This window comes from Spiribacter curvatus (assembly GCF_000485905.1).
Taxonomy (GTDB): domain Bacteria; phylum Pseudomonadota; class Gammaproteobacteria; order Nitrococcales; family Nitrococcaceae; genus Spiribacter; species Spiribacter curvatus.
The window spans coordinates 1,018,540-1,031,160 of record NC_022664.1 but is presented as its reverse complement, the minus strand read 5'-3'; the positions used below and the strand labels follow the sequence as shown (position 1 = coordinate 1,031,160).

Sequence of the window (12,621 nt, the reverse complement as noted above, 5' to 3'; positions counted from 1 at the left end):
GCTCCCATGCCTGCATTGCCACGTTTTACCGGCGATCTGACCCGTCAGGAACCACTGCCACAGGAAGCGATCGACGCGGTCAATGCGGTGCTCGAATCGGGCCGGCTCCATCGCTACGAGCCCGTCCCGGGCGAGGAATCGGAAGCTTCAGCCCTCGAGCGGGAGTATGCCGACTGGCAGGGCAGACCTTACTGCCTGGCACTCGCTTCCGGTGGACAGGCGCTTCAGATCGCACTACGGGCAGCCGGGGTCCGGCCGGGTGATCCCGTCCTGGCCAATGCCTTCACGCTTGCCCCGGTCCCCGGTGCGATTGCGGCAGTCGGCGCCGAGGCGCGGCTCGTGGAGATCAATGAAGACCTGGTCATCGATCTGGATGACCTGGCGCGGAAGGCTGATCAGGCGAAGGTCCTGATGCTCTCTCACATGCGTGGGCATCAGTGCGATATGGACGCGTTGATGCAGCTCGCGGATGAGGCCGGGCTCACAGTGATAGAGGATTGTGCGCACACCATGGGTGCGACGTGGCGGGGAATCCGTTCCGGGAATTTTGGTCGGGCAGGGTGTTTTTCGACACAGAGTTACAAACACCTCAACTCGGGTGAAGGTGGATTGTTGACCAGCGCCGATCCCGAGTTCATGGCGCGCGCCATTCTGCTATCCGGCGCCTATATGCTCTACGAGCGCCACGGCGCGAGGCCTCCACTGGCGGTCTTCAACGACGTACGCCTGAGCACGCCGAACATGTCGGCTCGCATGGACAATGTCAGGGCCGCCATGCTGCGACCGCAGCTGCCGAGGCTCGAGTCCAACATCCGTCGCTGGAACCGGATCCACGATCGGATTGCCACGGGCATCGCGCAGTCAGCCCGCATTCACCTGCCGCGGCGCGCGCCACAAGAGGGCTATGTCGGCTCGTCGCTTCGGTTCGCGGTTCCGGGTATGACCGCGGCGCAGGGCGAGGCCTTGGTCAGTGATGCGGCTGAACGCGGCGTTGCCCTCAAGTGGTTCGGAGCCAGTGAACCGGTGGGCTATACCTCGAATTACGATAGCTGGGCATATCTGCCGCCGCAGTTGCTGCCGCAGACGCGTAATGTGCTCGATGGTTTGATCGACCTGCGTCTGCCGCTGACGCTCGATGACGATGACTGTGACCTGATTGCAGCGCACATCCGGGCCGCGGTCGAGCGTCTACCCTTCGCGGGGGCGTTGTCATGATCCCGCGGCGCATCGGCATTCTGGGTGGCATGGGACCGGCGGCGACGGTGTTGTTCATGCAACGCCTTATTGACGCCGTACCTTCCCGCGACGATGCCGGTCATGTTCCGTTGATCGTCGATCAGAATCCGCAGGTCCCCTCACGTATCGCCCATCTGATCGAGGGTCATGGTGATGATCCGGCGCCGGTGCTCGCAGTGACGGCGCAACGACTCCAGCAGGCAGGAGCCACCGCGCTGGCCATGCCCTGTAATACGGCGCATCGATATGCGGTGGCGATCCGTCGCGCGGTGGATGTGCCTTTCCTCGATATGGTGGCGCTTGCCGCCGCGCATGCCAGTGAGCTCGTGGGCGCGGGCGGAAAAGTGGGGATCCTGGCCTCGCCGGCGGTGGAGACGATCGCGCTCTACGAGGGCCCATTGCGTGAGCGCGGTCTAACGCCCGTCTACCCCGATGATCGTGAGGCGCTGCTGAATGTCATCAAGTCGGTGAAGGCGGACGGACCAACACCCTCATCACGCGCCGCATTCCAGGCACTGTCCGAGTCGCTGCTCGAGGCGGGTGCAGTCACCCAGCTCATTGCCTGTACCGAATTCTCGCTTATTGCTGATGCGGTCTCTCCCCGTGTCACTGCATTTGATGCGCTCGACTGTCTGGTCGAGGGCGTCGTCGAATTCGCGTTCCGTGGAGACGCGAATGAGCCAATGGCGGCCAATAACGAACCGCCAGTCTCAGAACATCCGCACGTTTCGGATGCAGATAATCAATCGACGGGAGAAGCCCAATGATGATGCGAGTAAGACATTCAGTTTTCACCGGGATGGCCCTTTCCGTTGCCGCTGGCGTTGCAGCGGCTGAAACCGTGACCATCGGTCACTTCGGCAATCCGACCCCCATGCAGGTGGCCCGTGCCGATGCGGCGTTCGCTGATGCGACGGGTTGGGATATCGAATGGCGGGAATTTGGCTCGGGCACCGATGTAATCGCTGCACTGGCCTCAGGAGATGTCCAGATCTCTGAACTCGGGTCAGCGCCCCTGGCGATTGCCGCCAGCCAGGGCGTGGATGTACAGCTTTTCATGATGGCGCAGGTCATTGGAGAGGCTGAGAGCCTGATTGTTCGCGATGGCACCGGCATCGAGAACCTCGCCGACCTACAGGGCCAGCGGGTTGCCGTGCCGGTCGGCTCAACCGCGCATTTCTCCCTGATGGGAGCGCTGAACGAGGCCGGCATTGACGAGAGTGATGTCAACATCATCAATATGCCGCCGGATCAGATCGCTGCGGCGTGGGAGCAGGACGCCGTTGACGCAGCTTTCATCTGGCAGCCGGTCCAGAGCCAGATCCGTGAAAGCGGCGAGTTGCTTGTCGGTGCCGATCAGACGGCTGAATGGGGCAACCCGACGTTTGATGGCTGGGTCGTCGACTCCGGGTTTGCCGCCGATAACGCCGAGAGCATGGCTGCATTCGCAGCGACGATGAATGAGGCCAATTCGGCGTACTACTCCGATCCATCCTCTTTCACCCCGGAGAGTCAGTCCGTTCAGACCATTTCCTCGTTGACGGGAGCGGCGCCTGAGCAGATCCCTGGCATTCTCGAGGGGTTCGTATTCCTACCGCTCGAGGAGCAGGCGACCGATACATGGCTGGGTAGTGCCGCGGGAACGCTGCAGGGGACATCGGAATTCCTCTCGGCGGCGGGACGAATTGATGGAGCCCGTGCCGACTACTCGCCCTTCGTCAATCTCAGCATCGTAAACGACGTTCTGGAATAAGTCGTTGCATCGGGCCGGCATGGTTGATGTCGGCCCGATGGCTCGAAAAAGAAGGATGACTGCATGGGACTGGATATCAGAAATGCTTCCATCGTTTACCCCGCGAGCGACGGTAACGCACCGGTAGAGGCGCTCAAGGATGTGGATCTCACGATGGAGAATGATGACTTCGTCGTGGCGCTCGGTTCATCCGGATGCGGGAAATCCACGCTGCTTAATGTGATTGCGGGCTTTCTGGCACCAACAGCGGGTGAGGTGCTATTGGACGGCGACCCGATATCGGGCCCTGGAGCGGATCGTTCCGTCGTCTTCCAGAAACACGCCCTGCTGCCGTGGCTCAACGTTATCGACAATGTTGCGTTCGGACTCAAGCTACAGGGATACGACGAGAAGACGCGCAACGAGGCCGCGCTTGAATTCATCAAGCTCCTCGGATTGACAGAATTCATCGAATCACCGGTCTATAAGCTCTCGGGCGGCATGCAACAGCGCGTCGGTATTGCCCGCGCATTGGCCTGTGACCCCAAGATACTGCTGATGGACGAGCCGCTCGGCGCGCTCGACGCGCTGACGCGTGAGAAAGCGCAGGAGCTGATCCTCCGGGTCTGGAACGATACCCATAAATCGGTATTCCTCATCACTCACTCGGTCGAGGAGGCGATTTTCATGGGCACCAAGTTGATTGTCATGTCACCGCGTCCCGGTCGAATCACCTACCGTTTCGACATGCCGTTCTCACGTCGGTTTCTCGCCGGGCAGAGCGCCCGCGACGTCAAGGCGTCCCAGGAATTCATCGACCTTCGTGAGAAGGTTCTGGAGATTGTTTTCGCGGACCAGGAAGAGGCCGTTTCATGATGGACGATTCCCAGAGAACCCAATCGGAGACCGACTTCCGAGTCACTCCCCCCGCCGCTAGAAGCGGTTTTTTATCCCGCCTGATGCGCAGTCGGGCGACACGGCCCGGTGAGACCTACGGCGTGCCCGGTCAGGGCGAGACACTGTGGCTGTCCATTGGGTCGGTGATGACGTTCCTGTTCTTCTGGTGGATGGTCACAACGCTTGGCTGGGTAGAGCCGCTGTTCATGCCCTCACCCCAGGCCACGGTGGCCAAGTTCTTCGAGATCATCGATCAAGGCTTTACGAATACCGCCTTCGTGCATCACGTCGCAATATCAACCGCTCGTGTCTTTGGTGCGTTCGCACTGGCGTGCGCGATCGGGATTCCGCTCGGTCTTGCCATGGGCATGAGTCCGCTGGTGCGGGGGATATTCGACCCGCCGATCGAGTTCTACCGGCCGATCCCGCCGCTGGCGTATCTGCCGTTGATGATCATCTGGTTTGGCATCGGCGAAACCTCCAAGGTGTTACTGATCTTCCTCTCCATTTTTGCCCCGGTCACGCTGGGTGCTCGCGCCGGTGTGCGCTCGGCGGCGATTGAACAGATCCACGCCGCCTATTCGTTCGGCGCCAGTCGCTGGCAGGTCATGCGCTACGTCATCCTGCCCTCCGCGTTACCGGAGATCCTCACCTCAATGCGCATTGGTGTCGGTTTCGGTTGGACAACCCTCGTGGCTGCGGAAATGGTGGCGGCAACCGAGGGGCTTGGCTATATGGTGCTATCCGCCAGTCAGTTCCTGCAGACCTCGACGGTCATTATGGGGATTGTGGTGATCGCGGCGATTGCCTACCTGTTCGATACAACGATGCGGATGACCGAAAAGAAACTAGTGCCCTGGAAAGGGCGGATGTAATAGCGAGTAGTTGGATGACAATCGAATACCTGAAAAAAGCATCGAAAAACGCGCATACCGGTGGCAGTGATGTCCGCGATACCGTCGAGCGGATGCTCAATGAGATCCGCGAAGGCGGTGAGCCAGTCGTTCAGAAGTACGCCCGTCAGCTCGATCAGTGGGAAGGGGACATACGCCTGAGCGACGAAGCGCGCCAGGCCGCGGCCGATTCCCTGCCGGAATCACTCAAGGACGAAATCCGCTTTGCTCATGCTAATATCCGCCGCTTTGCCGAGGCGCAGCTTGAGACGGTGCAGAACTGCGAGACCGAGGTTATTCCGGGTCTGCGTGCCGGTCAGAAGCAGATTCCAGTTGCGGCGGCCGGGTGCTACGTGCCGGGTGGGCGATACAGCCACATCGCGAGTGCGATCATGACCATCACCACCGCTAAGGTCGCCGGCGTCGGGCAGGTGGTCGCCTGCTCGCCACCGCGACCGGGTGAGGGGATTCCGGCCGCGATTGTATTCACCATGGATCTGTGCGGCGTTGATGACATCCTCAACCTGGGAGGCGTGCAGGGTGTCGCAGCGATGGCGAATGGTCTGTTCGGGAATCAATCGGCGGATATCCTTGTTGGGCCCGGCAATCAATACGTTGCCGAAGCGAAACGCACGCTGTATGGCGAATACGGTATCGACATGTTTGCCGGACCCACCGACAGCCTGGTGATTGCGGATGATCAGGCCGATCCCGATCTGGTCGCCTGGGATCTGGTGGGACAGGCCGAGCATGGCGTCAACTCCCCGGTCTGGCTGCTCACAACCGACCGCTCGATCGCTGAGAAGGTGATGGCGCTGGTCCCGGATAAGATCGATTCGCTGCCTGATCTCAACGGGCAGAGCGCGGCGGCCGCATGGCGGGATTATGCCGAGGTCATCCTGTGTTCCGACCGTGAAGAGCTGGCGCGATTGTCCGATCGCCTCGCGCCGGAGCATTTACATGTTCAGGCACGGGATCTCGACTGGTGGCTCGATCGGCTGACGACCTATGGGTCACTCTTTCTGGGCGAAGAAACAACAGTGGCATTCGGAGACAAATGTGCGGGTCCCAATCACGTCCTGCCCACCTCGGGGGCAGCCCGCTACACTGGCGGTCTGTCGGTGCACAAATTCATGAAGACGGTGACCTGGCAGCGAGCGACGCCGGCGGCGACGCGGCGCATTGCCCAGACAACGGCACGCATATCACGGTTGGAGGGCATGGAGGGCCATGCGCGCACGGCCGATATCCGGCTGGCGAAATACTTCCCCGATCAGTCCTTTGACCTGGGGGTTGGCGCCATGGACCCCGATGCATGAGTGACTCGGTCTCCCGTTTCCGTTCAATCCATGATGTCTACCGCGCTGCCCATCACCAAGTGGGCAGCATTGGTCGCGGGGTCGCCGTCAGTGCGCTGGTCGCAACGGCTGCCTTGTTCCTCGCCACGCACTATTCAGCGCCCGTCATGCTGTTTGCGTTGCTCCTGGGGATGGCATTCGGTTTCTTACGTGCCGAGCCGAGTTTCGAGCAAGGCATTCGCTTTAGCACTCGAACGATCCTGCGGGTCGGCGTCGCGTTGCTCGGCGCCCGGTTGACGCTGGGGGATCTGGCTGCGCTGGGGATTGCGCCGCTACTCATTACCTGCTCAGTCGTGGCGGCGACACTCCTCGTTGGTTATGGCATCTCGCGGTTATTCGGAATGCGGGGGGCGTTCAGTGTCCTTTCCGCCGGGTCGGTGAGTATCTGTGGGGCATCAGCTGCGCTCGGTATCGCCTCAACGCTGCCCCGGGATGACCGGCTCCACCTCGATACCGTCATCGTTGTCGTCAGTGTGAGTACGCTGAGCACGATTGCACTGGTGGTCTATCCGATCTTCGCGCAGCAGATGGGCATGGGTGATGTTCAGGCCGGTGTATTCCTGGGCGCGACGATTCATGATGTTGCACAGGTCGTCGGGGCCGGTTTCAGCGTCTCCGAGTCCTCCGGGGAGATCGCGACGGTGATCAAGCTGTTGCGGGTCGCGATGTTGCTCCCGCTTGTCATTGCGCTTGCCATCGCAACCCGGGCGCTGATCAAGCGTCATTTCATGGCGGGCGAGCCGGGTGGCGCGAGCCCGCCGGTTCCCTGGTTCCTGTTCGGTTTTCTCGCGCTGGTGCTGATCAATAGCCTTGGCTGGATCCCCGGATCGCTAGTGGGGCTGCTGGCCAGCGCGTCAACGGGCTGCCTGATCACCGCGGTGGCGGCCCTCGGCATCCAGAGCTCTATTGGGGAGGTGCTCAAGCGCGGTTGGCGACCGATAACTGTTATCGTGCTTCAGACGCTTTTTATGGGCGCTATGGGCGCGGCGTTGGTGACGCAGCTCGTCTCCGGCTGAACCGTCCACTCGCTCACCGCCGCTTATCTGGGGGCGCGATGACTGATTGGCCACGTTATCGGCTTATACAGCGACTGCTCCATTGGGGCGTGGCGCTGGTTGTACTGCCCATGCTTGCGGTCGGTAGCACGCTTGGGACCCTCGGGTTCGAGGGGGCGGTTGATGTTTTCGGCCCCGGTGTCACCAATACGCTATATGTCCTCCATAAAACCGGCGGTGTCCTGCTGCTTGGGTTGATGGCGGTGCGGATCGTTGCGCGATTGAAGTACGGCAGACCGCATTACGCGATACCGATCGAGCATCGGGCGCAGCGGGTGCTGAGCGAGGCTGTCCACGGCCTTCTCTACATTGGCCTCATTGCAATGCCGGTGTTGGGCTGGGCGGCAACGGCCACCGGCGGCTACCCGATCAACTTCTTCCAGTGGGTGCTGCCGCCATTAATGGGTGAAAACGAGTCGTTATCGGCGGTCCTTTTCCAGTTACACGGGCTGCTTGGCTGGGCGCTGATCGGACTGCTCATCCTGCATATCTCGGGTGGCCTGTATCACTGGCTCATCCGCAAGGACGGCGTGATGACCCGTATGAGCCTGCTGCGATCACCTCGGCGGGGTTGAGCAAAGCGCACACCCGCCATCATGATGGCGATCCATTCAAGGAGCTCTGTCTATGCCTCATTCCCCGTCCGAGCCTGATACTCCCGATGGTGTCAGCGTCGCGATCATTGGCAACGGGATTGCCGGTTCCTCGGCCGCGAGATCGCTGGCCCTGACGCTGCCGGATCATCTCAGCCGCATCACGCTCTACGAAATCGGCCGGGGAGCCGGTGGTCGAGCGGCAACACGAAAGACGCGGTCGATTCCCGAGTTCCACATCAATCACGGAACGCCCTACGCGGACATTTCCACGCAACAGGGGATGGATCTGCTGCCATCGCTTGGCGATGCCATCCAACCGTTTTTGGGGAAACGATGTGCCATCGACGCGCAAACCGGCACCCGTGCGTCCGTCGAGGCAAGCGATCGTGAGGCGCTGATCATCGGTGACAATGATGAAATGGCGAACATCGCGAACAGCATCCTGCGCGATGGCAACCAATCACTGCTGCCGCCCATCGCCACCGAATACTCAACCATGATCACAGAGATGTCCCGCGGCGGTGAGCACGGCGGGCAGTGGTGTCTGTCCGACAGGAACGCAGAGATCGTCGGCCGCGCAGACTGGCTGATCGTCGCCGGTAGCGGTGTCGCCCATCCACGATGGTCGGACACGTTCGGGGGTGAGCCACCGCTTGTCGCCGCGGCCTCGGAATTGGGCGATCCCGATCTGAACGATGCGCTGTCGGTCATCGGACAGCAGACGGCAGCGCCGGTCGTGACTGTTCTGTTCTACTGCACCGATGATGTCGCGGGTCAGTGGCAGCGCCTGGCGTTCAGCGACGGCATGATCAACAACGATAGCGTCTTATCGAGAATCTCCATACAGCCCTGCACGTCGAATAGCTGCTCGGTCGTTCTGCACTCGACGACCCGCTATGCAGTGGAGAACGCCGGTGTCCATGGGTCGTCATCAAGCGCCGCGAGAGTCGGTCATGCGTCCTCCAATGCAACCCGCGAGGAGGACATCATCGATGAGATGCTGTCCGCCCTGGACGCCATTCCGGGCATGCCCGGCATTGAAAAATCGCGCTACTCATTCGGCCCACTGCTGCATCGCTGGGGGAATGCCTATCCGAGAGGCGAACCGCTTCCCCGGTCGTCAGCCGTCTGCCCTGACTCCGCAGTGGCATTCTGCGGCGACTACGTCAGCACCGATGCGCGAATGGGGAGCTACGAGTGTGCCCTCCTGTCCGGCGTAGACCTCGCGGACAACCTCTACGGCCACATCGCGGGAGGCCCGAAGCGCGAGTCGTAGAGACAGGCGCCCAGCCTTGCCGGTCTCGGCGAGGTCAGCGCCATTGCTGATCGCTCTATCAGGCCGCACAGTGGGAAGGTTCAAATCAATGACGGAGAACGCACGATGAGTCGTATTCTTTTTATCCTCACCAATCACGATCGCATGCTGAACGGCGAGCCCACCGGCGTCTGGCTGGAAGAGTTCGCGGTGCCCTATCAGATGCTGCGCGAGGCGGGGCACGACGTGAGCGTTGCCTCCGTAGCGGGCGGTCAGGTGCCGATCGATCCGAACAGCGCGGTGGACGATGACCAGGCCAAAGCCTGGCAGGACGCGATCGAGCAGCTTGAGTCCACGCCGGCATTCGATACGTTGGATACCGACCGCTTCGATGCGGTCTACATGCCCGGTGGCCATGGGACCGTCTTTGATATGCCCTACAACGGCAAGCTGCATGCGCTGCTTTTCTCGTTCGCTGACACCGATCGCATTATCGCGAGCGTCTGTCATGCCCCGGCGGTCTTTGGCGGGATGCGCCGCGACGACGGCACCCCCTTCATTGCGGGGCGACATGTCGCCGGTTTTACCGATTCCGAGGAGCGGGCAGCCGGTGGCGAAGAGAAAGTGCCGTTCCTGCTTGAAAGTCGCCTGAAGGCGCTGGGTGCGCAGCATGAGGGCGCGGAAGACTGGCATCCACTGGCGGTCCAGGATGGCAAGCTGATCACTGGGCAGAATCCGCAGTCCTCGGCGGCAGTGGCCGAGAAGCTGATCGCCGCGCTCGGCTGACGGTGATCGCCGTGCTGAGAGATTTCCATGCGCCAACGAACGAAAGCCTGCGCCGAGTGTGAAAAACCCGGCGATGTCCTCTACCGGTGTCGCTATGGTGCACGGACCGAGTGGGCTTTTGTCTGTGGGGTCTGTCTGGCGAAGATAAAGCCGGCCCATGCCGATTCGTATCAGTATGGAGGGACCTGGAAAAGCCGGAAGCGGTGAAAATGCCTTTGGATACTCACCTGAGCGCCCCTGCATGACAGAACAGTGAGGATAAACAGCTCAGGACTCGGGCAGGCGGCCGTTGACATAACGAGGGCAAGGCGCCCGTTTTAGTCGTTGGTTTGCATCCTTCAAGACTCGCACCCGCTCTGGAATGTCATCTTGAATGATGCTCCGGAGGGTGTCGTGATCTATACCCAGATAGCCGTGTATCAGGCGGTTACGAGTGGGAATGATCATTCGCCATGGGACTTACGGGCGATCGGTGCGAATCTCATGAGGTACATGCCTGGCGGCTTTCCCAATCAGTTCGAGATTCCTCAGCGTTGCGTCATAGGTGATACCGCTAGCTGCAAATTTTCGGTTCTCCGCACATCACCCCACTGATGTGCGAAGCGCCAATAAAAAACCCCGCCGGAGCGGGGTTTCAGGTGTTGGTGGAGACGGCGGGAATCGAACCCGCGTCCGAAGGACCTCCACTACAGGGTCTACATGCTTAGCGCCGTCTTTAGTTTTAGCAGCCACCGACCCAACGGCCAGGGTCAGGTTGCCGCGATCCCGTCAGGTTTCGCCGCGCAGGTCCGGGCTCCCCGCGAGGCTAGCCTGTGTAATATGCCTGTCCGACACCCAACCACAGGCGATCGAGTGTGGACAGCTCACGGGTTTTTAGGCCGCGAGAGCGAAGTTGTCGTCGTTGGCAACTATCTTTTTTGTCACGTTATTAACGAGGTTGAGTGACGTCCCCGGCATGCACCTGGAGTTTCGCGAACTTCGTCGAAGCCATGTCGTCCCCAGACATTTCGTCTGACAGCCTAGCGCGTAGCCGGTTCCAGTGGAAGGGGTGGTTATACGCGGTGTTTGAGCAGGCGTTCGCGCTCACGCTGCCAGTCGCGTTCTTTCTTATCCGCACGCTTGTCGTGCTGCTTTTTACCCTTGGCAAGCCCGATGCTGAGCTTGGCTCTGCCCCGCGACCAGTGCATGTCCAGCGGCACCACGGTGTAGCCGCGCTGTTCAGTGGCCCCCACAAGCTTGGCGAGCTCTTTTTGATGCAGCAGCAGCTTGCGTGTGCGGGTCGGGTCAGGATGGATGTGGGTTGATGCCGTGGCCAGGGGCGGTAGGTTACAGCCGATGAGGAACGCCTCACCGTTGCGGATGAAGACATACGCCTCTGTCAGGTTGGCCCGCCCGGCTCGCAGGCTTTTGACCTCCCAGCCCTCGAGTACGAGGCCCGCCTCGAATCGCTCCTCGATAAAGAATTCAAAGCGCGCACGCCGATTGACGACGATACTCGAATCGCCGCCGCCTGTTTTCTTTTTGCCTGATTTCTTACTCACCTAGCCAGTTTAACGGCGCGGAGGCCGGGCATCCAATGCCGCAGGCCAGCGATGAGCGGATGCGCGGAGTTTGTTACCATACCGGACTGTTTTATCGGTAACGCTCGAGCTTGTCGCATGACCACAGTCTCCCGGTCCGCCATCGTCAGGTATTCCGCGCACCAGATGTTCGACCTGGTGGACGACGTCGAGCATTATGAGGACTTCCTACCCTGGGTGAAGCGGAGCCATGAGCGCGAGCGCACCGAGGATCGCGTCGTTGGTGAGCTACTGTTCTCGAAGGCGGGGTTCGAGAAGTCCTTTGTCACGCGCAACCTTCGCCAGCCCGGCAAGATGATCGAGATCCGCCTGATCGAGGGGCCATTCCGGCATCTGGAGGGGTTCTGGCGCTTTGAACCGATGGGCGAGGGTGCCTGCAAGGTCTCGGTGGATCTTGAGTTCGAGTTCTCGAGCCGGTTGCTGGCAATGGCCTTTGGCAGGGTCTTCACCCAGGTCGCCGGCACCCTCGTCGACTCCTTTGTCACCCGCGCCAATACCTGCTATGGCCAACGCTGACGCGATGGCAGACGCATCGACGATGAACGTGGAAGTGGTCTATGCGCTGCCGTCCGATCAGCGTCTGATCACGCTCGAGGTACCGGCGCAGACCAGCGCCCGGAAGGCGATCGAGCGCTCCGGGTTACTCGCCGAATTCCCTGATCTCGATCCAGCGGCGTGCGGTGTGGGAATATTCTCCCGGCCGATCGACCTCGATACAGTGCTCAGCGATGGTGATCGGGTCGAAATCTACCGACCGCTGCAGATCGACCCGAAGGCCCAGCGGCGGGCCCGGGCAAAGACGCAGCGCCGGTCCGGGAACGGCTAGTCGGCCGACATCGAGAGCGGGTGGTCGGCATCAACGAAATCACCCTCTGCACTGACCAGCTCGCCGTCATCAAACCGCACCGTCACGTGTCGCGAAATGGCGTCGACATCAGCACTGCGCGGCTCAACCTCGTAGATATAGTCCCACCGGTTGTCGGTGAACGGATCCTCGATGGTTGGTGGCCCCAGAACGAAGCGCACCTGCCGCTCGGTCATGCCGGGGCGGAGCGCATCAACCGCTTCCTCATCAATCAAGGTGCCCTGGCGGATCTCCGGTTTGTAGAGAAACGGGAGGTTATTCACCGTGCTGGTGCAGCCCGCAACGGCGACCGACAGGAGAGTAGCTGCGGCGATCCGTTTGCCAATGTATACTGGAATCATTATAAAGAGAGCATCGTCCTGAGTGGT

The 12,621-nt window shown here is 60.9% G+C and carries 15 protein-coding genes and 1 other RNA gene; 12 read left to right on the top strand and 4 right to left on the bottom strand.

All coding sequences use genetic code 11. The features are described 5' to 3' along the window. Window positions 1-6 precede the first annotated feature (6 nt). The 10 genes from SPICUR_RS05100 to SPICUR_RS05055 all read left to right on the top strand — a co-directional run bounded on the left by SPICUR_RS05100 (window position 7) and on the right by SPICUR_RS05055 (window position 9,808). The gene (locus tag SPICUR_RS05100) at window positions 7-1,215 is read left to right on the top strand and encodes a DegT/DnrJ/EryC1/StrS family aminotransferase (protein ID WP_023366735.1); all 1,209 of its coding nucleotides are present in this window, start codon (window positions 7-9) and stop codon (window positions 1,213-1,215) included. Then, entirely contained in the window at window positions 1,212-2,003 is a 792-nt protein-coding gene (gene cuyB, locus SPICUR_RS05095) for a cysteate racemase (protein WP_023366733.1), read from the top strand. The genes SPICUR_RS05100 and cuyB overlap by 4 nt, the downstream gene beginning before the upstream one ends. Before the next feature lie 32 nt (window positions 2,004-2,035). Further along, the gene (gene tauA, locus SPICUR_RS05090) at window positions 2,036-2,989 is read left to right on the top strand and encodes a taurine ABC transporter substrate-binding protein (RefSeq protein WP_023366731.1); all 954 of its coding nucleotides are present in this window, start codon (window positions 2,036-2,038) and stop codon (window positions 2,987-2,989) included. Between the two features lie 63 nt (window positions 2,990-3,052). Beyond that, window positions 3,053-3,844 carry a taurine ABC transporter ATP-binding protein gene (locus tag SPICUR_RS05085; protein WP_023366729.1) on the top strand — a complete coding sequence of 264 codons (792 nt, stop codon included), beginning with the start codon at window positions 3,053-3,055 and terminating at the stop codon, window positions 3,842-3,844. 83 nt (window positions 3,845-3,927) lie between these two features. Beyond that, window positions 3,928-4,740, top strand: coding sequence for an ABC transporter permease subunit (locus tag SPICUR_RS05080; protein ID WP_023366727.1), 813 nt, complete (start codon window positions 3,928-3,930; stop codon window positions 4,738-4,740). 14 nt (window positions 4,741-4,754) lie between these two features. Further along, on the top strand, window positions 4,755-6,077 hold the full coding sequence (gene hisD / locus SPICUR_RS05075; RefSeq protein WP_023366725.1) for a histidinol dehydrogenase: 1,323 nt from the start codon (window positions 4,755-4,757) through the stop codon (window positions 6,075-6,077). Continuing rightward, window positions 6,074-7,132 (top strand): YeiH family protein, encoded by a 1,059-nt coding sequence (locus SPICUR_RS05070; protein ID WP_023366723.1) that lies wholly within the window; start codon window positions 6,074-6,076, stop codon window positions 7,130-7,132. Before hisD ends, SPICUR_RS05070 begins: the two co-directional genes overlap by 4 nt. A 38-nt stretch (window positions 7,133-7,170) precedes the next feature. After that, window positions 7,171-7,746, top strand: a complete 576-nt coding sequence (locus SPICUR_RS05065) for a cytochrome b (protein WP_041381704.1) — start codon at window positions 7,171-7,173, stop codon at window positions 7,744-7,746. A gap of 52 nt (window positions 7,747-7,798) precedes the next feature. Next, window positions 7,799-9,043: an NAD(P)-binding protein gene (locus SPICUR_RS05060; RefSeq protein ID WP_023366719.1), complete on the top strand. Its 1,245-nt coding sequence runs from the start codon at window positions 7,799-7,801 to the stop codon at window positions 9,041-9,043. A 105-nt stretch (window positions 9,044-9,148) separates the two neighbouring features. Beyond that, window positions 9,149-9,808, top strand: a complete 660-nt coding sequence (locus SPICUR_RS05055; protein WP_023366717.1) for a type 1 glutamine amidotransferase domain-containing protein — start codon at window positions 9,149-9,151, stop codon at window positions 9,806-9,808. A 267-nt stretch (window positions 9,809-10,075) separates the two neighbouring features. On the opposite strand, the gene SPICUR_RS10205 is transcribed toward SPICUR_RS05055, so the two are convergent. The 3 genes from SPICUR_RS10205 to smpB form a co-directional block, all read right to left on the bottom strand. Then, a complete protein-coding gene (locus tag SPICUR_RS10205) occupies window positions 10,076-10,255 on the bottom strand; it encodes a HepT-like ribonuclease domain-containing protein (protein WP_335324067.1) in 180 nt (59 codons plus the stop codon). A gap of 195 nt (window positions 10,256-10,450) precedes the next feature. Continuing rightward, window positions 10,451-10,808, bottom strand: a transfer-messenger RNA (tmRNA) gene (ssrA, locus tag SPICUR_RS09725). Between the two features lie 52 nt (window positions 10,809-10,860). Beyond that, a complete protein-coding gene (smpB, locus tag SPICUR_RS05050) occupies window positions 10,861-11,349 on the bottom strand; it encodes an SsrA-binding protein SmpB (protein ID WP_023366715.1) in 489 nt (162 codons plus the stop codon). Window positions 11,350-11,466: 117 nt separating this feature from the next. Between smpB and SPICUR_RS05045 the strand changes: the two genes are divergently transcribed. Continuing rightward, window positions 11,467-11,904: a type II toxin-antitoxin system RatA family toxin gene (locus tag SPICUR_RS05045; RefSeq protein ID WP_041381702.1), complete on the top strand. Its 438-nt coding sequence runs from the start codon at window positions 11,467-11,469 to the stop codon at window positions 11,902-11,904. Further along, entirely contained in the window at window positions 11,891-12,214 is a 324-nt protein-coding gene (locus SPICUR_RS05040) for an RnfH family protein (protein WP_023366711.1), read from the top strand. Before SPICUR_RS05045 ends, SPICUR_RS05040 begins: the two co-directional genes overlap by 14 nt. Here the strand turns inward: SPICUR_RS05040 and SPICUR_RS05035 are convergent. Beyond that, the gene (locus tag SPICUR_RS05035) at window positions 12,211-12,594 is read right to left on the bottom strand and encodes an outer membrane protein assembly factor BamE (protein WP_023366709.1); all 384 of its coding nucleotides are present in this window, start codon (window positions 12,592-12,594) and stop codon (window positions 12,211-12,213) included. The genes SPICUR_RS05040 and SPICUR_RS05035 overlap by 4 nt on opposite strands. Window positions 12,595-12,621: the final 27 nt, after the last annotated feature.

What these genes read in the sequence shown, in the direction of transcription:
- SPICUR_RS05100 (WP_023366735.1), top strand. Translation starts at nt 7, where the DNA reads ATGCCTGCATTGCCACGTTTTACCGGCGATCTGACCCGTCAGGAACCA.
- cuyB (WP_023366733.1), top strand. Translation starts at nt 1,212, where the DNA reads ATGATCCCGCGGCGCATCGGCATTCTGGGTGGCATGGGACCGGCGGCG.
- tauA (WP_023366731.1), top strand. Translation starts at nt 2,036, where the DNA reads ATGGCCCTTTCCGTTGCCGCTGGCGTTGCAGCGGCTGAAACCGTGACC.
- SPICUR_RS05085 (WP_023366729.1), top strand. Translation starts at nt 3,053, where the DNA reads ATGGGACTGGATATCAGAAATGCTTCCATCGTTTACCCCGCGAGCGAC.
- SPICUR_RS05080 (WP_023366727.1), top strand. Translation starts at nt 3,928, where the DNA reads ATGCGCAGTCGGGCGACACGGCCCGGTGAGACCTACGGCGTGCCCGGT.
- hisD (WP_023366725.1), top strand. Translation starts at nt 4,755, where the DNA reads ATGACAATCGAATACCTGAAAAAAGCATCGAAAAACGCGCATACCGGT.
- SPICUR_RS05070 (WP_023366723.1), top strand. Translation starts at nt 6,074, where the DNA reads ATGAGTGACTCGGTCTCCCGTTTCCGTTCAATCCATGATGTCTACCGC.
- SPICUR_RS05065 (WP_041381704.1), top strand. Translation starts at nt 7,171, where the DNA reads ATGACTGATTGGCCACGTTATCGGCTTATACAGCGACTGCTCCATTGG.
- SPICUR_RS05060 (WP_023366719.1), top strand. Translation starts at nt 7,799, where the DNA reads ATGCCTCATTCCCCGTCCGAGCCTGATACTCCCGATGGTGTCAGCGTC.
- SPICUR_RS05055 (WP_023366717.1), top strand. Translation starts at nt 9,149, where the DNA reads ATGAGTCGTATTCTTTTTATCCTCACCAATCACGATCGCATGCTGAAC.
- SPICUR_RS10205 (WP_335324067.1), bottom strand. Translation starts at nt 10,255, where the DNA reads ATGATCATTCCCACTCGTAACCGCCTGATACACGGCTATCTGGGTATA.
- SPICUR_RS05045 (WP_041381702.1), top strand. Translation starts at nt 11,467, where the DNA reads ATGACCACAGTCTCCCGGTCCGCCATCGTCAGGTATTCCGCGCACCAG.
- SPICUR_RS05040 (WP_023366711.1), top strand. Translation starts at nt 11,891, where the DNA reads ATGGCCAACGCTGACGCGATGGCAGACGCATCGACGATGAACGTGGAA.
- SPICUR_RS05035 (WP_023366709.1), bottom strand. Translation starts at nt 12,594, where the DNA reads ATGATTCCAGTATACATTGGCAAACGGATCGCCGCAGCTACTCTCCTG.